We start from the raw sequence: 20,551 nt of genomic DNA on the forward strand, positions 1-20,551 counted from the left end.
ACAGGCGCACTCACGACTGCCCCTCGTTCTCGCGCACGAAGTGCGCAAGCGCCTCCGTGTCGACGACCTCGGTCTCGAACACGTCGCCGGCACTCGCCCCGACGAGCTCGTCGGAGCGGTGGCAGGCGGCGAGGTGGCCCGGTCCGGTGGTGATGGCCAACGCCGGCTCGATCTCCTCGCAGACGGCCACCGCGAGCGGGCAGCGTGGGGTGAACGGGCAGCCCGGCGGCATGTTGACCACCGACGGCGGTGCGCCCTCGATGGGGGTCAGCCGCTCGCTGGGCCGGTCGAGCCGCGGCAGGCTGCCCAGCAGTCCGACGGTGTAGGGCATCCGCGGGGTGTAGAAGACGTCCTCGGCCGTGCCGACCTCCACCAGCTTGCCCGCGTACATCACCATCACGCGGTCGGCCTGCCCGGCGATGACACCGAGGTCGTGGGTGATCAGCACCATCGCCGCGCCGGTCTCCTGCTGCGCGAGCTGCAGGGAGTCCATGATCTGCGCCTGCACCGTGACGTCGAGCGCGGTGGTCGGCTCGTCGGCGATGATCACGTCGGGGTTGTTGGCCATCGCGATGGCGATCACCACCCGCTGGCGCATGCCGCCCGACATCTCGTGCGGGTAGTTCTCCAGCCGCTGACGCGGGTTGGGGATACGCACGAGCTCCAGCAGCTCAGCCGCCCGGTCCAGCGCAGCGGCCTTGCTGACGTTGTGGTGCGCGCGGACGGCCTCGGCGATCTGGTAGCCGATCGAGTACACCGGGTTCAGCGAGGTCATGGGGTCCTGGAAGATCATGGCCACGCTGCGACCGCGCACGGAGTTCAGCTCGGACTCCCGGGCCCCCAGCAGTTCCTTGCCTTTGAAGCGCACCGAGCCGGACACCTGGGCGTTGCCCGGGAGCAGTCCCATCACGGCGAGCGAGGTGACCGACTTGCCGGAGCCGGACTCACCGACGATCCCGAGCACCTCGCCACCGCGCAGCTCGTAGCTGACCCCGCGCACGGCCTGCACCAGCCCGTCGTCGCTCGGGAAGCCGACCGTCAGGTCGCTGACCTCCAGCACGACGTCGGCGGCGGCGCCGTTCCTCGATGCGGACGGGGTGGTCGACACGGCGAGAGGATCCTCCGTCACTGGCGCACCTTCCTCTGCTGCGGGTCGAGCGCGTCGCGAAGACCGTCACCGATGAAGTTGATGGTCAGTGCGATGACGATGATGAACAGGCCGGGGAAGTAGAACAGCCACGGCCGCGTGGTCAGCGCCGTCTGCGCCTGGCTGACGAGCAGGCCGAGCGATGTGTCGGGGGTCTGCACACCGAAGCCGAGGTAGGACAGCGCCGTCTCGAGCAGGATCGCCAGCGCGACGAGGATCGTCAGGTTGACGAGGATCGAGCCGAGCGCGTTGGGCACGAGATGCCGCACGATGATGCGGGTGTTCGTGGCGCCGAGAGCCCTGGCGGCCTCGACGTACTCCTTCTCCCGTAGCGAGAGCACGACACCGCGGGAGACGCGCGAGACGTACGGGGAGTACAGCACCGCGACGACCAGCGCGATGAGGTACCAGGTGCCACCGAAGTTGTGCGCCAGCATCGCCGCCACCGCGATCAGCGGCAGGGTCAGGATGAGGTCGGCGAGCCGCATGAGCAACGAGTCGGTGCGGCCGCCGAAGAACCCGGCGAGCGAACCCCAGATGGTGCCGACGACGGTGGCGAACACCGCGACGGACACCGCCACCTGGAGCGAGATCCGGGTGCCGCGCAGCACCTCCGCGAACTGGTCCTTGCCCACGGAGTCGGTGCCGAACGGGTGGTCGAGAGACGGCGGCTGGGAGTTGTCCGGGGTGATGTCGCCTGCCTGGTAGTGCCACAGCAGGCCACCCACGTACGCGAGCAGCACCACCATGACCAGGATGACGAGGCTGATCATCGCGGCCCGGTGCTGCAGGAACCGCCGCAGCACCAGCTGCGCCTGGCTGCGCTCGGCCACGGTGAACTCGCGCTCCACCGTGGCCTGCCCTCCGCCGGCCGGGGCGGGCACCGGCGTGGTCTCGGGCGTCGGGGCTACCTCACGCATAGCGGATCCTGGGGTCGAGGACGCCGTAGAGCAGGTCGGCGATCAGGTTGAACATCACGACGATGACGCCGGTGAGCAGCAGCCAGGACGAGGCCGCGTAGACGTCCTCGGTGCGGATGGCGGTCAGCAAGAAGTCACCCATGCCCTTCCACTGGAACACGGTCTCCGTGACGACGGCCCCGCCGATGATCGACGCGATGTCGAGCGCGGTGACGGTGGTCAACGGGATGAGGGCGGTGCGCAGCGCGTGCTTGACCATCACGGTGCGCCGCGAGAGGCCTTTCGACCGGGCCAACCGCACGTAGTCGCTGTTCATCACCTCGAGCATCGACGCCCGGGTGAACCGGCTCCAGGAGGCGTACGAGATGAGGGCCAGCGCGATCGTGGGGAGCACCATGTGCCCCAGCACGTCGACGATCTGCGCGCCCGCGCCGGGTGGCGGGGGGATCGACGTGGCGCCGATCGTATAGATCACCTGCGCGTCGACGGCCTTGTTGAACTCGATACCGCCCTGCTTGAGCAGGATCGCCAGCCAGAACGACGGCATGGCCAGGAACAGAAAGCCCAGGAACGTGGTGGTGTAGTCGGTGACCGTGTACTGCTTCACCGCGCTCAGGACGCCCACGACAACGGCGAGGACCAGCGCGATCACCATCGCGAGCGCGATCAGCCGGATGGTCACCCAGAACCGGGCACCCAGCTCCGAGCCGATGTTCAAGGTGGAGACGACCGACGGGCCGAAGTCCCCGTGGAACAGGCCGGCTAGCCACGAGAAGTAGCGCGGGATCAAGGGCTGGTCGAGATGGAGGCGAACCGTCTCGGCGGCGATGACGTTGGGGGGCGCCGGTGGGTTCTTCTCCAGTAGCGGCGCCAGGGGGTTGCCGGAACTGACGCCCAGCGCGAACACGATGAACGAGGCGAGCAGCAGGATCGGGATCGAGATGAGGATCCTGCGCACGGCGAAGGCGAGCATGGAGGTCGTCCTGCTTCTTCCGGGCGGAGGGGCGGCCGGGGGGCGGCAGCAGGTGAGCACCGCCCTTGTTGACCAATCAAGGGTAGCTACCCGGCGGGGCGCCCCGGGCGGTTGGCCCGCCCGGGACGCCTCGCTACCGGGTCAGCTGCCCGACTTGATACCCCACTCCGAGGTGTTGTAGCTGATTCCGTCGAGGGAGGAGTTGTTGCGGACATTGCCGATGTTGTTCTGCACCGCGGCCAGCGTCGGCTTCTGGTACAGCGGCAGGACGTACGCGTCCGCGGACAGCATCTCGTCGGCCTGGTTCAGCTTGGCCGTGGCGTCGGCCGGGTCGATGGACGCCGCCGCCTCGTTGATCAGCTGGTCCATCGCCGGGTTCTGGTACTTGCCGTAATTGCTGCCCGAGCTCGACAGCCACAGCTGCTGCGCGCCGTTGAAGGCGTACGGCGACTGGATCCAGCCGAACACGATCACGTCGTAGTCGCCCGACGAGGTCGTGTCGCCCAGCGAGTCGGTGGTGGAGATGTCGATGTTCACACCCAGCTGCTTGGCGTAGCCGGCGAACAGCTCGCACTCGTTCTGCCGCACGGCGTTGCCGGTGGTGTAGCGCATCCGCAGAGCCGGGACCGGCTGGCCGTCCGGCGCCACCAGCGCGGTGCCCACACCCGTGTAGCCCGCGTCCGTCAGGATCTTCTTGGCCTTCTCGATGTCACCGGCGCCCTGGCCCGTGGCGGTGATGTTGTCCTTGTAACCATCCTGCTGCGGGATGAACATGTGGTTGTTCAACGGCTTGATGTCCTTGTTGAACTGCCCCACGGTCTTGTCGATGATCTCCTGGCGGTTCACCGCGGTGAACAGCGCCTGGCGCAGCGACTTGTCGGCCAGGAACTTGTTCTGCAGGTTGAAGTCGAAGTGCTCCCAGGTGAGGCCCTGGTTCTGGAACTGCGAGACGTTCGGGATCTGCTGCAGCTGCGACACCAGGTCCACCTGGGGCTGCGGGAACAGCACCTGGACCTCGTTGTTCTGCAGCGCGATCGGCTCCTGCGTCGCGTCGGTGATGACGCGGAAGATCAGCTGCTCGAGCTTCGGCTTGGTGGCCCCGTACCACTGGGGGTTGGGCACCAGCGTCAGCGCGACGTTGTTCTGCCAGTTCTGCACCTGGAACGGTCCGGCTGACCAGTTCGGCACGTTGGCGCCGAAGTAGTCGAACGCCGCCTTCTGGCCTGCCGGGGTGTTGAGGTCACCCTGCTGGGCGCCGATGTGCGCGGGGTAGAGCGGGGAGCCCGAGGCGAAGAGACCCTGCCAGTCGGTGTAGGGCTTGCTGAACGTGGCCGTGACCGTCTTGCCGCCGTCCGAACCGACGATGCTCGTGACGAGGTCGTACCCGCCGGTGCCCGAGGTCTCGCACTCCGGGCAGTCGCGGGTGTTCTGCCACTTCCAGTTCATGATGAAGTCATCGGCCGAGACGGGGGTGCCGTCGTTCCAGACGGCCTCGGGCTTGATCTTGTACGTCACCGTGAACGGGCTGTCACTGGTGACCTCGGCCGACGTGAGCAGGTCGGTGTTCATCGTCGACTTCAGGTCGGGCGCCGTGTAGAAGGCGTACGGGACCAGCGGCTTGGTCATCATCGCCGTCCAGTCGACGTTCCCCTCAGAGGAGATTGTGTTCCAGTTGTCGATGTTCTTCTCGGCCGCGACGGTGACCGTCCCACCCTGCTGGAGCTGGTCGGCCGGCGCCGAGTTGCAGGTGTTCGGGCTGGTCGCACAGTCGGCGAAGACACCGCCCTCGGAAGCGTCCTGGCTTCCGCCACCGCCACCGCCACCGCCGCCACATGCGGCGAGCACCAGCGCCGCCGCCGCCACTGTGGCGGCAAGGGACGCAGCCCTCGTTCTCCTCATGAAATTCTGACCTCTCTCTACCTGGATCGTCCGGTCGGACGCCCCGCGTGCGCACGGCGGCTGACCCGGTCATGTCTCGACGAACCGGGCACACCGACCCAGGGCACGGTAGAAACCGAGGTCGCACCCGTCACCCGCGGCCCACTGATCGTGACCAAAGGGTGATCAGGTCTGAACACACCGACACAACCAGATTACCTTCCGGTAACCCGAGCGCCGCGGCATCATGTCACCCGTTAGTGGGATGCCACTGTTGGGCCCCGGTGAGCGGTCCGGTCGACAGTGGACCTGGCCCGACATCCGTGGCCGAGTCGGCTGCCGACGTACTGACCAGCAGGTTCACCGGCTGGAACAGGGGAAGTGCCGGCAGCTGCTCCCACAGCACCCGCTCCACCGCTGCCGCGGTGGTAGGCCGTGGCGTGGCCGAAACCAGCTCGTCGAACAACGGCTGCAGCGCCGGGAAGCAGAATCCCGTCGGTGAACGCGGGGGGTCGGGCACGAGAGCCGTCGGGGCCGGGCAGCTGAAATCGGATGCGAGCTCCGTGCCCGGGTCGCCGCCCACCGTGCGCGGCAGGATCACCATGTCCGCCTCCACGTTGCCCCCCGCAGCGGACGGGGTCGGGGTGGCGGTCGGCGTCGAGGACGGCGATGCGGACGGACTGGTCGACGAGGTCACCCTGGCGCCGCGCGGTACCGACTGGGTGGGATCGACCGGCTGCGTCCCCGACCGCGTCGCCGACGGTGCCTGTGGCGTCGGGGTCGATGTCGGAGTGGGGGGTGCCGTGGTCGTCGGCGGGACCGCGGGCACCTCCGGCTGCCCGAACAGCGCCACCCCGGGCGGGGCGATCACCGAGACCTCGATGCCGGCCGCGTCGAGCTGCGTGGCGATGGTCTGGGCCACGCGCACGTCCTCGGGCCGCTCGGCGGCGGCGGCCAGCACGAGCCGGGCAGGCGAACCGTCGACCGTCCAGCGGCCGGCCTGGCTGCGGGTCCATCCCGCGGCGGTCAGCAGCTGGGCCGCGGCCACCGGGTCCGGGCGCAGCGGGGCGTCCGGCGGTGCGGTGGAGGCGTAGCCGGGCTCGGACGGCGCGAGCCCGAAGGAGTCGGCCGGGAGCGACTCGGGAGCCACGGCGGTGCGGACCGCGTCCCGGTTGACGAGGAACGCGATGGCTCGGCGCACCCGCGGGTCGGCGAGCGGGCCGGAGTCGGAGCGCATACCCAGCTGCGTGACCACGGGCACCGGTGCCGGCTGCAACCGCGGAGGAGGCTGCAGCCCGCCGAGGACCATCCGGATCTCCGGGGTCGACTCGGGGAGGGCGACGTCCACGTCACCGCTGGCCAGACCGTCGGCGAGCACGGGCCCGTCGAGCCGGCGCAGCACGAGCTGGTCGAGGACCGTGGGGGTGTCCCAGTACAGGTCGTTGCGCTCGAGGACGATCTCGCCGCGCGCCCGATCGACCGAGTTGATGCGGAACGGGCCGCCCGAGGCCGGCAGGCCGTCGGTGAGGGCCCCCGTCCACGAACCCGGCGCGTCCTTGAGGATGGCGGCGGGCAGCAGGTCGGAGAACAGGGTCTTCCAGGCCGGGTAGGGCTGGGAGAACACGACGTCGACCGCCTTGCCCCCGGCCCGTGACCGCACGTCGGTGATGAGCCGGTACCCGGCGGCGTCGGCGACGCCCGGCTCGCTGCGCATCCGCTCCCACAGGTAGACGAAGTCCTCAGCGGCGATCGGCGCGTTCGACGACCAGGAGGCCTCGAGGTTGAGCTCGTAGTTCACCGTGAACGGCGCGGTGGAGACCACCTTCGCACTGGTGGCGACGGTCTGGTCGAGCTGCAGCACGCCGTTGGCGTCGGGACGGAACACCGACGGCAGCACGAGCGTCGCCAGCGCCGTGGTGACCGGGGACAGGTCCGCGAGCAGGTGCGGGTTGAATCCGGCACCCAGCTCCCCGACGCCGACGACGAGCCGCGTGGGCTCGGGCTGCGGCGTGGGGATCGGCGCCGGAGGCGGAGGCTGCACCGGGCCGCTCACGGGGCTGTTCGTGCACGCCGTCAGCAGCACGGCGAGCAGCAGGCACAGCACCGCCCCCGTGCGCCGCGCCAACGGGGCGTGCTTGGGCACCCTCGACCTCCACCTGGTCCGGCGGGCGCTCCGCCCGCGGGCGGTCATCCTCGCACCGCCGTCAGGTGCTGCGAACCGGGCCGTCAGGAGACTGACCGCGCCCGCGAGCGCATCCGCGCCCGGGTGTGCGAGTCGAGCTCGACCTTACGGATCCGCACCGACTCCGGCGTGACCTCGACGCACTCGTCGTTGGCACAGAACTCCAGCGCCTGCTCGAGGTTGAGCACCGTTGGCGGGGTGAGCTTCACCAGCTCGTCGCTCGTGGACTTGCGCATGTTCGTGAGCTTCTTCTCACGGACGATGTTGACCTCGAGGTCCTCGGCGCGCGTGTACTCCCCGATCACCATTCCGTCGTAGACGATGGTGCCAGGGCCGACGAACAGCACGCCGCGGTCCGACAGCGCGTCGACGGCGTAACCGGTGACCGGGCCGCTGCGGTCGGCGATCAGCGAGCCGCGCAGGCGGTTGTTGATCTCACCGACCCAGGGGCCGTAGCCGTCGAAGACGTGGCTGACGATGCCGGCGCCGCGCGTGATCGTCAGGAACTCCGTGCGGAAGCCGATGAGCCCGCGGCTCGGGACGCGGTAGTCCATGCGCACGCGGGTGTCGCCGTGCACCATCTGCACGAGCTCGCCCTTGCGGGCGGACAGCAGCTGCGTGACGGCGCCGAGGTGCTCGGTGGGCACGTCGGCCGACAGCTGCTCGAACGGCTCGTGCAGCTTGCCGTCGACCATGCGGGTGACGACCTCGGGCTTGCCAACGGTCATCTCGAAGCCCTCGCGGCGCATCGTCTCGACGAGGATGGCCAGCGCCAGCTCACCGCGGCCCTGCACCTCCCACGAGTCCGGACGCTCGGTGGGCAGCACGCGCAGGGAGACGTTGCCGATCAGCTCCGACTCGAGCCGGCCCTTCACCTGGCGGGCGGTGAGCTTGGTGCCCGGGTGCGGGTCGCGGCCCACGAGCGGCGAGGTGTTGATGCCGATCGTGACCGAGATGGCCGGCTCGTCCACGTGGATGCGCGGCAGTGCCACCGGGTTGTCCGGGTCGGCGAGGGTGTCGCCGATCGTGACGTCCGGGATGCCGGCGACGGCGACGAGGTCGCCCGCGCTGGCCGACTCGGCCGGGACGCGGGTGAGTGCCTCGGTGCGCAGCAGCTCCGTGATCTTGACGCGCGTGACCTTGCCGTCGGCGGTGCACCATCCGACCTGCTGGCCACGGCGGATCACGCCGGCGCGGACGCGGCACAGCGCGATACGGCCGAGGAACGGCGTGGCGTCCAGGTTGGTGACGTGGGCCTGCAGCGGCGCGTTCGGGTCGTCGGCGGGCGGCGGGACCGTCTCGGCGATCACGTCGAACAGCGACTCGAGGCCGGGCTCGTCGGGCAGGTCGCCGTCGGCGGGGCGGTTGCGGGACGCGCGCCCCGCGCGACCGCTCGCGTAGACGACGGGCAGGTCGAGCAGGCGCGAGGTGATGGCCTCGTCGAGCTCCAGCTCGTCGGCCAGCTCCAGGAGCAGCTCGAGGCTCTCGTCCACGACCTCGGCGCAGCGGGCGTCCGGCCGGTCGGTCTTGTTGACGACCAGCACGACGGGGAGCCCGGCGATCAGTGTCTTGCGGAGCACGAACCGGGTCTGCGGGAGGGGGCCCTCGCTCGCGTCGACAAGCAGCACCACGCCGTCGACCATGGAGAGGCCGCGCTCGACCTCACCGCCGAAGTCGGCGTGGCCGGGGGTGTCGACGACGTTGACCGTCAGGCCGTGCCAGTTGATCGCCGTGTGCTTGGCGAGGATGGTGATGCCCTTCTCCCGCTCCAGGTCGCCGGAGTCCATGACCCGGTCGACGAGGGCGGCACGCTCCCCGAATGCGCCGGAGGCGCGGAGCATGGCGTCGACGAGGGTGGTCTTCCCGTGGTCGACGTGGGCGACGATGGCGACGTTGCGGAGCGAGGCGTCCGTCCCGCGGGTCGCGCGAGGACTGTCCGCGGGGGCCGCGAGAGTAGATGCTGCTGTGCTCACAATTCAGGGTAGCCCGCCCGCACCCCCGTCCGGACGCAGGCGTGAGCGCAGCCTCACCTGCCCCCGCTTCTCCGGGAGGCGGTGACGACGCCCTGCTCCACGCGTGCGCCGCGGGAGCACCGACCCGTTTCCGGTGGCGTCGGCCAGCGAGCCTGTGCGACGAACGGTGGCACCCGGCCCGGCCAACTGAACCGATTCGGCCAGATCCGTGCGCCGAGCGGCGGCGACCAGGGGTTGGACGGTCCGGCCGGCACCAGAGGGTGACAACCAGGGAAACAAGGAGGGGCCGGCCGTGGCGGGCGGGGCAGGCGACGGAAAACCACGGCGAGACGCCGTCCACGCGGTCTCCACCCCCCGGCCGGACCCGGCGCACCGGGCCCCCGCGGGCGCCGGCAACGTGTCGAGGATCACTCAAATGGCCGATGCCGAGCGGCGATGGTCGCTCCCGGATCCGCCGTTCGGCCTCCGCACGGCCCGTACCCGGATCTCAGGGCGATCAGTTCCCGGCGGCTCCGAGACCGTTCGCCACCGCCCGGGCGATCTCGGCGAGGACGGACCGCGGCCTGTGGACGAGGTCGAGCCAGGTGAAGCGCAGGATCGTCCAGCCCTGCCCGAGCAACGCGTCCCGACGACGCTTCTCGCCCCGGGCCCGTTCCGCGTCCATGTGCCACGCCCAGCCGTCCACCTCGATCGCGACGCGCGAGGCGGGGGAGGCTAGGGCGATCAGGTGGCCGGCAACGGGACAGCCGCACCGCCAGCCCGTGGCGCCCGACTCGCTCAGCATCCGCACCAGCAGGCGCTCCGCCGCGGCGGCCGAACGGTCGGCCGCCGCCACCAGCAGGCGACCGGCGGTGGCCGACCCGGGAGAGCCGAGGTTGCGGCAGTGCGCCTCGTACACCTCCGGGAACCCCACCCGGCGCTGCAGCGCGCGGTCGAGCAGCGGCCCCCCGCCGGCACCGAGTTCGACGGCGGCCTCGAGCACCGTGAGCGGCAGCGCGGTGACGGCGACCCCGCGCCGCTCGACGACGTCCTCGGGCGCGAGGTCCCGGCAGCGCACCGTGACCCCGGGACGCGCACGGGCGTGGCGCTGCCGGGGCACCGTGACCGCCACCGTGGCGGGGGGCCGCGCGGCCATGCCCTGCCACCAGGCGGCGGCGACGCCACACAGCACCGCGCCGTCACCCGCCCAGAGCACGGCCGCCCGGACCCTCGCCTCGTCGTCGTAGCGGTGGCCGCCGGCGAGATAGACGCGGGGATGCAGCGGCCGCCAGCGGCGCAACCGCAGCCGGTGGTCGACGGAGTGGCGGGAGAGGCCGGCGCGGACCGCCTGGTCGCGACCGATCACGCCGGCCTGCCGGGCGAGGATGTCGTCGATGGACACGCCCCCATCGACGGCGGCGGCCCGACGCCGGTTCCACCGGCGACCACGGTCGTTTGCGTTCGAAAACGCACCAGTCCCAGGGCGACGCGGAGCCGGCCCCGGCGGAGGCCCCGTGCCGAAGTTCAGGAAAGCCACTTTCCGGTCCGCAGAGGGCAGGAAAGTGGCTTTCCTGAACTTGGGGGGCGGCCCCCTACACGTCCTCCACCGCGGGCACGCCTGCTCGCAGCAGCGCCTCGAGGTCGGCGACCACGGCCCGGTCGGCGTCCACCCACTCCACCTCCGCCAGCTCGTCCGGCCCGACCCAGCGCACGGCGGCGTGCTCCAGCGCCTGCGGCTCGGGATCGTCGGCCGCGAGTTCGGCGGTGTGCACCCGCAGCACGCCGGCGTCGATCGGCAGGTCGGTGCCGAGCCTCCCGGTCACCCGCACCTGCGTGGCCAGCTCCTCCCGGCACTCCCGGACGACGGCGTCCGGTTCCGACTCCCCCGGCTCCACCCGCCCACCGGGCAGCTCCCACCGGCCCGCGAGGGCAGGTGGGCGGGTCCGCTGGGCGATGAGCAGCAGGCCGCCGCGCACCGCCGCGGTGGCGACGACCACCGGCCCGGCGGCGAGGGCCGCAGCCCGCTCGACGAGCGCCTCCGACCGGGCGGCCAGGATCTGCAGCATCAGCCGCCGCAGGAGCAGCACGTCGGCGAGCCGGCCCGGCCGCCCGAACGGCGCCGTCCACCGCAGCTCGTCGAGGACGAGGGTGCCCGCTCCGGTCGGGGTGAGCCCGACGGTGTGCACGAGCTCCCGCAACGGGCCCGCCACCAGCGTCGAGGTCATCCCGGACGGCGAGACCGCGTCGATCCGGGTGTGCACCGGAACCCGGACACCCGGCCCGACCCGAACACCGATCCGGACCCGGGTGCCCGGGATCAGCAGGCGCACCGGCGCGGTGAACCGGTGGCCGCAGCGCTCCAGGGCGGCCGCTGCCACGTCGGCGTCCCGGAGCAACCCGGCCACCGTGCGAGGTGGGGCGTCGATGAGCACGGTCGACCTGAGGACGGGCACACCGCGATGTTCCCAGCGAATCCCCGGCCGCCACGCACCGCGGTCCGTTCCCCAGGACTGCCGCGACATCGACCTCAGCGGGGTTCCCGGACCGAACTGCCCCCCATCACGTCGATCTCGCGCTCGCGAAGGTGCGCTCGAGGGTCATTCCGGGCCGGGGGCGGGGGCGGCGGGCCAGCGCACCTCGATGCGGGCGCCACCGGACGGGGTGGCGCCCGCGGTCACGGAGCCACCGCGCCCCCGGACCAGGGCCGCCACCAGCGCCAGCCCGAGGCCGGCGCCCCCGCCAGCCTCCGGGGACAGGCGCAGGAAGCGGTCGAAGATGCGCTGCCGGTCGGCCTCCGGGATACCGGGGCCGTCGTCCTCCACGACCAGCCGCACCGAACGGCTCGCCGGGAGCACGCCGATCCGCACGAACGAGCGGGCGTAGCGGCGCGCGTTGGCGATGAGGTTGTCCAGCACCAGATCGACCTCGGACGGGCTCGCCGCAGCATGGGCCGGGGCGGGGGCGACGAGCTGCAACACCGGTTCGTCGGCGTCGCCCTCCCCGGCCCTGGCCATCGCCGACCGGGCCGCGGCCACCAGGTCGACGGGCCGCGCCCGCAGCCGCTGCCCGGCGTCGGCTCTGGCCAGTGCGAGCAGGTCCGAGAGCAGCGTGGACAGCCGGGCCGCCTCCTCGGCCACCGAACGCAACGACTCCTGCGCCAGATCGGGATCGGGGTGCGCGACCGCCACCTCGGCCTGCGCGCGGATCGCCGCAACCGGCGACCTGAGCTCGTGCGCCGCGTCGCCGGTGAAGCGTTCCAGCCGCGTCACGGCCTCGTCCCGCCTCGCCAGCAGGAGGTTGATCTCCTCGGCCAGTGCGCGCAGCTCGTCCCGCGGCACCGGAACGGGCAGGCGCTCCCCCGGCGGCAGCGCCGCGGCCGCGGTGCGCATCCGGTCGACCGGACGCAGCGCCGCCCTGGTGGCCACCCACGCCGCGAGCACGACGACGCCCGCCACCACGAGCGCGCCCACCAGGAACCCGACCGCCGCGTGCGCCAGCAGGATCGCCCCACCGACGATGTCGGCCGTGACGACGACGAGGCGCGTGGAGCCGTCCGGCGTCACGGCGCTCACGGCGAGCCAGCGCCGCAGCTCCGTGAAACGACCGGCGGTGAGTGCCTCGCCTGCCGCCAGCTCCCGGATCTGCTTGGGGCCCAGCGGCAGGTCCGGACCGCCGTCGACGGGGTCACCGGCACTGTCGACGACACGCACCTCCGGACCGCGCACCAGCGGGGGAGGGACTCCCCGGGCCAGCTGGCCCGCCACCCCCGTGGCCGTGCCACGCAGCTCCGCGTCGGCCGCACCGAGCATCGTTCCGTAGAGCAGACCCACGCCCAGCCGGCTCAGCGCCAGCAGCGCGATGAGGGCGACGACGCCCACCACGGTCGCGATCCGGAACCGCAGCGGCCGCGCGGCCCACCACCGCCGCAGCCGCTCCACCCGCCGGTTCACGGCAGGCCGAGCCCGCTCATGGCGTCTCGACGATGTAGCCGTATCCGCGCACCGTCTTCAGGACGTGACCGGCCCCGACCGCGTCGAGCTTGCGGCGCACGTACCCCACGTACACCTCGACGACGTTGCGGCTGGCCGCCTGCTCGTCGCCCCAGACCAGGCGCAGCAGCTCGTCCTTCGCGACGGCCGTGTCGGGCCGGCAGGCGAGCGCGTGCAGCAGCGCGAACTCCCGAGGTGAGAGTTCCACCGTGGCGCCCTCCCAGCTGACCGCCCTGGCCACGGGGTCGACGATCAGCGGCCCCAGCCGGACCCGTTGCCCGGTGCGGCCGAGCGCGGCGTCGCGGCGCCGCAGCAGCGCGCGCAGCTGTGCGACCAGCACGACGAACGCGAACGGCTTGGGGAGGTACCCGTCCGCTCCGAGGTCGAGCCCGTCGGCCTGGTCGAACTCGCCGTCCTTCGCCGACAGCACCAGCACCGGCGTGTCGACGCCGGCCGCGCGCAGCTGTTCGATCACGCGGTAGCCGGAGAGGCCGGGAAGGATGATGTCCAGCACGATCGCGTCGAAGCCGCCGGTGAGCGCGGCGCGGAGCGCGGTCGGTCCGTCGCCGACGGCCACGACCTCCATGCCTTCGGCGGTCAGCCCGCGTGCCACGGCCGTGCGGATGCCCGGTTCGTCGTCCACCACCAGCACGCGTGCCATCACCGGCGGACGCTACCGGCCCGAGCGGATCATTACCTCAGAACACTCTCAGCAGGCATGAGTCAGGCTGTGCACATGGCAGCGCGGATCAGGCCGGGACGGATCATGGCGGGACGTCGGAGTGGGCGGACGACCGGACGGGCGGTCGCCGCAGGAGTAGCCGTCGCGGGGGCGGTGGGGCTGGGACTGCTCACGATCCCCGCAGGCGCCGGGGCGGCGCCCGAGCTGCCGCCCATCACGGCGGAGGCACTGGTCAGCTCGGTGCTGGCGGCCCACCCCGGGCCGTTCGGCGGCACCGTCGAGCTGGACAACCAGCTCGGCCTGCCGTCGCTGCCGAACCTGCCGCAGGCCGCCGACGGCACGAGCACCGCACGGGTGTGGTCCGACGGCGAGGGCCGCGGCCGGATCCAGCTGCCGACCGACTCGGGTGAGCGCACCCTGGTCTCGGACGGCACGACGTTCTGGTCATGGAACTCCGAGGACCGCACGGTCACCCGGGCGCCGGAGCACACCGGGCAGCGGGCCGAGGGCTCCCCCGGCGCCGCCACCGACCCCACCGCGGCTGCCACCCAGGCCCTCGCCGCGCTCCGGTCCAGCAGCGAGGTCGGTGTCGACGGCACCGCGGAGGTGGCGGGGCGCCCGGCCTACGAGCTCGTGCTCTCCCCGCTGCCCTCGGAGCGCACGCTGCTGCGCGAGGTGCGGATCGCGGTCGACGCCGCCACGCGCGCACCGCTGCGGCTGACCGTGCTGGCCAACGGGTCGTCCGATCCTGCGTTGCGGCTCGGCTTCACCGACCTGACGTTCGGTGCGCAGGATCCGGGGCTGTTCACCTTCACCCCGCCGCCCGGCTCCACCGTGCGCGACGACCAGCAGCGGGACGACGGCCGGCCGGCGAAGCCGGAGGTGGAGCGCACCGTGGTCGGCACGGGCTGGGACGCCGTGGTCGTCGCGAGGATGCCGGCGCCCGCGCAGAGCGAGGGAACCGACGGCCGTCGGTCTGACGTCCCCGACCTGTCCGCGCTGAGCACGCCGGTCAACAGACCGTGGGGCACCGGGCACCTGATCACCACGGCACTGGGTGGTGCGATCATCACCGACGACGGCCGGATCGCGGTGGGGGCCGTGCCCGAGCCGGTCCTCGCCGAGGCACTCGCCGCGTGACCACCACTCCCCGGCTCGACGCGGCTCCCGTCCGGAACGCGCCCGACCGGCCGCCTGCCGCGCGGGCCCTCGGGCTGCGCAAGGTCTTCGGCCGCACCGTCGCGGTCGACGGGATCGACCTCGACGTCCCGGCCGGTGCGGTGCTCGGGATGCTCGGGCCGAACGGCTCGGGCAAGACGACCCTGATCCGCATGCTGCTGGGGCTGACGCGGCCCACCGCGGGAGCCGCCGAACTGCTGGGCCACCCGGTCCCCGACGAGGCGGCACGGGCGCTGCCACAGGTCGGCGCGTTGGTGGAGGGGCCCGGGTTCCACCCGTTCCTGTCCGGCCGCGAGAACCTGCGCCGGGCCGCGGCCACCGAACCGCTGCTCGGCAGCCGGCAGATCACGGGGGCGGTCGACGCGGCGCTGGAGCGCGTCGGGCTCGGCCACGCCGCGGACCGGCGGTTCCGCGGCTACTCCCTCGGCATGAAGCAACGCCTCGGGCTCGCCGCGGCGCTGCTCCTGCCCCGCTCGCTCGTGGTGCTCGACGAGCCGACCAACGGCCTCGACCCGGCAGGCACCCGTGACGTCCGGCGGATCATCGCCGAACTGCACGCCGGAGGGGCCACGGTCATCGTCTCCTCACACCTGCTCGCCGAGGTGGAGGCCACGTGCACCCACGTGGCCGTGCTGCAGTCGGGGTCGCTCGTCGCGGCGGGAGAGCTCGGCACCCTGCTCCAGGCGGGAAGTGGCGGGCTCGTGATCGCCACCCCCGACGTCGACCTCGCGCTGCACACGCTGCGCGGCGCGGGCGCCAAGGCCTACCGGGCCGAGCGGGCGCCCGGTGAGGAGCAGGCTGTGGTCGTGGAGGACGACGGGCCCCCGGCCCCGGAGGTGATCGCCCTGCTGGTGCGCGCGGGCGTCGCCGTGCACGAGGCGCGCCGCAGCCGTGCCAACCTCGAGGAGCTGTTCGCCCGGCTGACCGAGGAGTCCACATGACCGGCACCGCTCTCACCACCACGCCGGTCGACGCTCCGCGCAGCGCACCTCTCGGCAGGCTGCTCGGCGCCGAGCTGCGCTGGGTGCTGCGCCGCCCGCGCACCCTGGTGATGCTCGGAGTGTTCGCGCTGGTGCCCGTGCTCATCTCGGTGGGGGTGGCCGTCGCCGGTCGGGGTTCCGGCCCGGGAGGGGGCCTGGTCGGGGCGGTCGCAGGCAACGGGCTGGTGCTGCCGGTGGCGGCGATGACCCTTGCGCTCGCCCTGCTGCTGCCACTGGCGGTGTCGATGGCGGCGGCCGACGCCATCGCGGGTGAGGCGTCCCACGGCACGTTGCGGGGCCTGCTCGTGGCGCCCGTCGGGCGGCTGCGGCTGGTCGTGATGAAGGCGTACGGGGTGCTCGTCGTGGCCACGCTGGCCACGCTGGCCCTCGCGGTGGTCGGTGTCGTGGCCGGACTCGTCGTGGTCGGCGGGGCCGACGGTCAGCTCGTCACGCTGTCGGGCACCACGGTCGGCGTCGGGGAGGCCCTGGCCCGGGTGGCGCTCGTCGTCGTCTGGACGGTGGGGCAGCTCGCGGCCGTCGGCGCGGTCGCGCTGGCGATCTCCTCGTTCACCGAGCACCCGCTCGTCGTGCTGGCGTCGGTGCTCGGCGGGCTGATCGTGTTCGGGGTGCTCACTGCGATCCCCGCGCTGGACTGGCTCCAGCCCTACCTGCTCACCAGCGGGTGGACGGCCGGTGCCGACGCCCTGCGCGACCCCCTCCCCCTCGGCGGCATGGCAGAGAGCTCGCTACGCGCCCTCTGCTACACCGCCATCGGCTCCGGGCTGACCGTGCACCGCATGCTGCGCCGCGACGCCTGACCCACCCACCCCACCCCACCCCACGAGTCGCCCGTTTCGCGCCCGCGAGTCGCCCGGTCCAGCCCCGCGAGTCGCCCGTTTCCGACCCGCGAGTCGCCCGGGCCGGCTGCGCGAGTCGCCCGATATGAGGATGCGGATCCGGACCCGGCTCACCGGGTGCGGTGCAGGATGTCGCCCATGGCCGAACTGCTGGACGACGCCGCGATCACCACCGCCCTCGCCGACCTGCCCGGCTGGGAACGCGAGGGCGACGCGATCGTGCGCACCGCGATCCTGCCCTCGTTCCCCGCCGCGGTCGCGGTGGTGGGCCGGGTGGCCGAGATCGCGGAGGACCGCGACCACCACCCCGACATCGACATCCGCTGGCGGACCCTCAGGTTCCGGTGCTCGACGCACTCCGCGGGCGGGATCACGGAGAAGGACGTGGCGCTGGCCGCGTCGATCTCGGAGCAGATCGACGCGACGGCCGGCTGACCCCCGGCCGGCCTGCGGAGTTCAGGAAAGCCACTTTCACGCCCTCTCCGGACTGCAAAGTGGCTTTCCTGAACCTCCGGACGCGCCCGCCCCGCCGCTACGTCGCCGGCTCCAGCACCGCGCGGGCCGGGGCCTGCGACTGTCGGCGCGAGCCCAGGTGCAGGGCGAGCAGCAGGCCGATCACGACCAGCACCAGTCCCCCGCCCACGATGGGCAGCACCAGGACCCCTCCCATGCCGATCACGATGCCGCCGACCACCCCGGCGATCGCGGTGCCGAGATAGATCGCGGAGGCGTTGAGCGACAGCACCAGCCCGCCGGTGGGCGCCAGTTCCAGGAGCAGTGACTGCAGCGGGGGGTTGAACGCCCAGCTGAAGACGCTCCAGAGGAACAGGCCCGCCGCCGCACCCGCGACGGTGCTCGCGGTCAGCGTCAGCGTCGCGAGCGTGACCGCGATCCCGGCGAGGACGACGAAGAGCGTGCGGATGGTGCCGAACCGGTCGGCGGCGCGGCCGCCCCAGACGTTGCCGATCACCGCTCCGATGCCGTAGACGAGCAGCAGCAGCCCGATGGTGGTGCCGGTGCCGTCGAGCCCGGCCGTGGCCTTCAGCAGGGGCGACACGTAGATGTAGACGACCATCACGGCGAGGACGCCGATCACGGTCATGGCCAGCACGGTCAGGACGCGTGGGTCCGCCCCCACGGCGAAGCGCTTGCGTAGGGATACGGGGGGCGGCGCCGCCATGCGGGGCAGGAACACGGGTACTGCGGCGGCGACCACCGCACAGACCACGGCCACCGCTCCGAACACGCCGCCGTAGCCGATGGTGCTCCCGAGCAGGTCACCGGCGGGAACGCCGACAGCAAGCGCCACGGTCAGGCCACCGAACACGATGGCGACGGCCCGTGCGCGCTGGGCGGGTGGAAGCAACGCGGTGGCGACGAGGGTCGCGGCGGGGGTGTAGGCGGCCGCGCCGAGCGCGGCGATGATCCGGCCTGCGATCAGCAGGGGGTAGGTGGTGGCCAGGGCGGAGATGCCGTTCCCGACCGCGGCCACGGCGAGCGCGGCGAGCAGGACGGTGCGCCGGTCCCAGCGTCCGGTGACGGTGGTGAGCAGCGGGGCGCCGATGGCGTAGGAGAGCGCGAACGCTGTTGCGAGTTGCCCCGCGGCCGTCAGTGAGACGCCCAGTTCGTCGCTGACGGCGGGCAGGACGCCCGACACCACGTAGGCGCTCGTGCCGACGGCGAAGGCACCGGCGGCGAGCAGGTAGGTGCGTGCGGACATCAAGAACCTTCCGAGGCGGCGCCATCTCTTACGACGATGACCGTACTACGACAATGGTCGAAGTACGATGTGCGTCGTATCATTGCTCCATGTCGCCCAGCGCCGCGGTGCAGACCGCCCTCCCCCAGCCCGCGCTGGAGGAGATCCGGATCGAACAGGTGCTGCAGGCGCTCGGAGACCCGGTGCGCCTGCAGATCGTCCGGGCGCTCGCACCGGCCACCGACGGCCTGGCCTGTGGTGCGGTCCCGCTGCCCGTCACCAACTCCACGCGCACCCACCACATGCGCATCCTCCGCGAGGCAGGGGTGCTCACCATTCGGGCGCAGGGCACCCGACGGATCAGCACCCTGCGCCGCTCGGACCTCGACACGCTCTACCCCGGCCTGCTCGACGCCGTGCTCGGCGCCCCGCACTGAGGACGCCGACCTGGCACGATGCCGGGATGACGCGCCTGCCCCGCAAGCCGTACGAGAAGGAACTCCTGCGCCTTCAGGGCGAGCTGGTGCAGATGCAGGAGTGGGTCCGCACCAGCGGCGCTCGCCTGGTGGTGGTCTTCGAGGGTCGCGACGCCGCAGGCAAGGGTGGCGCGATCAAGCGCGTGTCGGAGTTCCTCAACCCGCGCATCTGCCGCATCGTCGCCCTCCCCGCACCGTCGGAGCGGGAGCGCACGCAGTGGTACTTCCAGCGCTATGTGGAGCACCTGCCCGCGGCCGGGGAGATCGTGCTGCTCGACCGCAGCTGGTACAACCGCGCCGGCGTCGAGCGGGTGATGGGCTTCTGCACGCCCGACGAGTACGCCCGGTTCCTTCGGCAGTGCCCGGTGTTCGAGGAGCTGCTCGCCGAGGACGGGATCCTCCTGCGCAAGTACTGGTTCTCGGTGAGCGACGAGGAGCAGGAGCGACGTTTCCGCGACCGGATGTCCGATCCGATGCGGCAGTGGAAGCTCTCCCCGATGGACCTCGAGTCGATCACGCGCTGGGAGGACTACTCACGGGCGAAGGACGAGATGTTCGCCCACACCGACACGCCGTCCTCCCCGTGGCACGTGGTGGAGGCCGAGGACAAGCGGCGCGCGCGGATCAACATGATCGCGCATCTGCTGAGCAGCGTCCCGTGGGAGCCGGTGCCGTCGCGGGACCTGAAGCTCCCCGCCCGGCCCGCGCGGCGGGGCTACAAGCGCCCCCCGCGGGAACGCTTCCACGAGGTTCCCGACCACGCGGCGGCCCTGGAGGCCTGAGCCGAGCACCGGCCGGTTCTCCACGCTCCCCGGCGTCGGGCGCCGGCGGCCGCGCGGTCAGAACCGGCGGTTGGCGAGCACCGGTACGGCACGGCGCGCCTGCTCCACCTCGTCGAGGGGGAGGTCGACCACCAGCAGGCCGGGCTCCGCGCCGAGCTGGTCGAGCACCACACCCAGCGGCCCCACCGCGAGGCTCGCGCCGATCCCGGTCGGCGCGCTGCCCGGCTCGCGGCCTGCCGTGGTGGGGTCGGCCTGGTCACAGGCCGCCACGAAGGCCGTGCTGTCGAGCGCCCTGGCCCGCACGAGCAGGTCCCACTGCTCGCGCTTGCCCACCCCGGCACCCCACGAGGCCGGCACCAGCACGACACGGGCGCCGCCGTCGGCGAGCTCCTGGAACAGCCCAGGGAAGCGCAGGTCGTAGCAGGTGGCCAGGCCGACGCTGACGCCGTCGACGGTGATGCTCACCGGCTTCGACCCCGGAGCCACGGTGCGCGACTCGGCGAAGCCGAACGCGTCGAACAGATGGATCTTGTCGTAGGAGGCTTCCACGCCACCGCCGGTGGCGATCAGCGTGTTGTGCACTCGGCCGTCGTCGGCGGGGGTGAACATGCCGGCGACGACGGTGATGCCTGCGGCCGCGGCGATCGCCCGCACCCGCTCGGCCCACGGCCCGTCCAACGGCTCGGCGACGGGACCGAGCGGCACCCCGAAGCAGCTCATGGTCGCTTCCGGGAAGACCACGACGGCGGCCCCTGCCTCGGCGGCGCGGCAGGTGCCGTCCTCGATCAGGGTGAGATTGTGGGCCTTGTCGGGTGTCGACAGGATCTGGGCGAGCGCGATACGCACAGGAAGCCT

At 72.4% G+C, this 20,551-nt stretch carries 18 protein-coding genes; 6 read left to right on the top strand and 12 right to left on the bottom strand.

The window, feature by feature from the left end:
* Positions 1 to 10: 10 nt before the first annotated feature.
* The 10 genes from AC5L35_RS10865 to AC5L35_RS10910 all read right to left on the bottom strand — a co-directional run bounded on the left by AC5L35_RS10865 (position 11) and on the right by AC5L35_RS10910 (position 13,702).
* Positions 11 to 1,129 (bottom strand): ABC transporter ATP-binding protein, encoded by a 1,119-nt coding sequence (locus AC5L35_RS10865; protein WP_495059454.1) that lies wholly within the window; start codon positions 1,127 to 1,129, stop codon positions 11 to 13.
* Positions 1,126 to 2,067 (bottom strand): ABC transporter permease, encoded by a 942-nt coding sequence (locus tag AC5L35_RS10870; protein ID WP_495059455.1) that lies wholly within the window; start codon positions 2,065 to 2,067, stop codon positions 1,126 to 1,128. The genes AC5L35_RS10865 and AC5L35_RS10870 overlap by 4 nt, the downstream gene beginning before the upstream one ends.
* The gene (locus tag AC5L35_RS10875) at positions 2,060 to 3,040 is read right to left on the bottom strand and encodes an ABC transporter permease (RefSeq protein ID WP_495059456.1); all 981 of its coding nucleotides are present in this window, start codon (positions 3,038 to 3,040) and stop codon (positions 2,060 to 2,062) included. Before AC5L35_RS10875 ends, AC5L35_RS10870 begins: the two co-directional genes overlap by 8 nt.
* Before the next feature lie 141 nt (positions 3,041 to 3,181).
* Positions 3,182 to 4,939: an ABC transporter family substrate-binding protein gene (locus tag AC5L35_RS10880; RefSeq protein ID WP_495059457.1), complete on the bottom strand. Its 1,758-nt coding sequence runs from the start codon at positions 4,937 to 4,939 to the stop codon at positions 3,182 to 3,184.
* A 229-nt stretch (positions 4,940 to 5,168) separates the two neighbouring features.
* Positions 5,169 to 7,061, bottom strand: coding sequence for an ABC transporter family substrate-binding protein (locus AC5L35_RS10885; protein ID WP_495059458.1), 1,893 nt, complete (start codon positions 7,059 to 7,061; stop codon positions 5,169 to 5,171).
* Between the two features lie 83 nt (positions 7,062 to 7,144).
* Entirely contained in the window at positions 7,145 to 9,073 is a 1,929-nt protein-coding gene (gene typA / locus AC5L35_RS10890; RefSeq protein ID WP_495059459.1) for a translational GTPase TypA, read from the bottom strand.
* A gap of 496 nt (positions 9,074 to 9,569) precedes the next feature.
* On the bottom strand, positions 9,570 to 10,454 hold the full coding sequence (locus tag AC5L35_RS10895) for an endonuclease domain-containing protein (RefSeq protein WP_495059460.1): 885 nt from the start codon (positions 10,452 to 10,454) through the stop codon (positions 9,570 to 9,572).
* Between the two features lie 190 nt (positions 10,455 to 10,644).
* Positions 10,645 to 11,505, bottom strand: coding sequence for an NUDIX domain-containing protein (locus AC5L35_RS10900; protein ID WP_495059461.1), 861 nt, complete (start codon positions 11,503 to 11,505; stop codon positions 10,645 to 10,647).
* A 144-nt stretch (positions 11,506 to 11,649) separates the two neighbouring features.
* Entirely contained in the window at positions 11,650 to 13,002 is a 1,353-nt protein-coding gene (locus tag AC5L35_RS10905) for a sensor histidine kinase (RefSeq protein ID WP_495059462.1), read from the bottom strand.
* 16 nt (positions 13,003 to 13,018) lie between these two features.
* A complete protein-coding gene (locus AC5L35_RS10910; RefSeq protein ID WP_495059829.1) occupies positions 13,019 to 13,702 on the bottom strand; it encodes a response regulator transcription factor in 684 nt (227 codons plus the stop codon).
* Positions 13,703 to 13,777: 75 nt separating this feature from the next.
* Here AC5L35_RS10910 and AC5L35_RS10915 point away from each other — a divergent pair, with 75 nt between their 5' ends.
* The 4 genes from AC5L35_RS10915 (at position 13,778) to AC5L35_RS10930 (ending at position 17,174) form a co-directional block, all read left to right on the top strand.
* Positions 13,778 to 14,863, top strand: coding sequence for a LolA family protein (locus AC5L35_RS10915; protein WP_495059463.1), 1,086 nt, complete (start codon positions 13,778 to 13,780; stop codon positions 14,861 to 14,863).
* Positions 14,860 to 15,843, top strand: a complete 984-nt coding sequence (locus AC5L35_RS10920; protein WP_495059464.1) for an ABC transporter ATP-binding protein — start codon at positions 14,860 to 14,862, stop codon at positions 15,841 to 15,843. Before AC5L35_RS10915 ends, AC5L35_RS10920 begins: the two co-directional genes overlap by 4 nt.
* The gene (locus AC5L35_RS10925) at positions 15,840 to 16,700 is read left to right on the top strand and encodes an ABC transporter permease subunit (RefSeq protein WP_495059465.1); all 861 of its coding nucleotides are present in this window, start codon (positions 15,840 to 15,842) and stop codon (positions 16,698 to 16,700) included. Before AC5L35_RS10920 ends, AC5L35_RS10925 begins: the two co-directional genes overlap by 4 nt.
* 177 nt (positions 16,701 to 16,877) lie before the next feature.
* A complete protein-coding gene (locus tag AC5L35_RS10930) occupies positions 16,878 to 17,174 on the top strand; it encodes a 4a-hydroxytetrahydrobiopterin dehydratase (RefSeq protein WP_495059466.1) in 297 nt (98 codons plus the stop codon).
* Positions 17,175 to 17,271: 97 nt separating this feature from the next.
* Here the strand turns inward: AC5L35_RS10930 and AC5L35_RS10935 are convergent, their stop codons facing one another.
* Positions 17,272 to 18,459, bottom strand: a complete 1,188-nt coding sequence (locus AC5L35_RS10935) for an MFS transporter (RefSeq protein WP_495059467.1) — start codon at positions 18,457 to 18,459, stop codon at positions 17,272 to 17,274.
* A gap of 89 nt (positions 18,460 to 18,548) precedes the next feature.
* On the opposite strand from AC5L35_RS10935, the gene AC5L35_RS10940 reads away from it, so the two are divergent.
* Both AC5L35_RS10940 and ppk2 read left to right on the top strand, forming a co-directional pair.
* Positions 18,549 to 18,875 (top strand): ArsR/SmtB family transcription factor, encoded by a 327-nt coding sequence (locus AC5L35_RS10940; RefSeq protein WP_495059468.1) that lies wholly within the window; start codon positions 18,549 to 18,551, stop codon positions 18,873 to 18,875.
* 26 nt (positions 18,876 to 18,901) lie between these two features.
* A complete protein-coding gene (gene ppk2, locus AC5L35_RS10945; RefSeq protein WP_495059469.1) occupies positions 18,902 to 19,696 on the top strand; it encodes a polyphosphate kinase 2 in 795 nt (264 codons plus the stop codon).
* 57 nt (positions 19,697 to 19,753) lie between these two features.
* Here ppk2 and AC5L35_RS10950 read toward each other — a convergent pair whose 3' ends face one another.
* The gene (locus AC5L35_RS10950; RefSeq protein ID WP_495059470.1) at positions 19,754 to 20,542 is read right to left on the bottom strand and encodes a carbon-nitrogen hydrolase family protein; all 789 of its coding nucleotides are present in this window, start codon (positions 20,540 to 20,542) and stop codon (positions 19,754 to 19,756) included.
* Positions 20,543 to 20,551 lie beyond the last annotated feature (9 nt).

This window comes from Pseudonocardia sp. OZ21 (genome assembly GCF_059359135.1).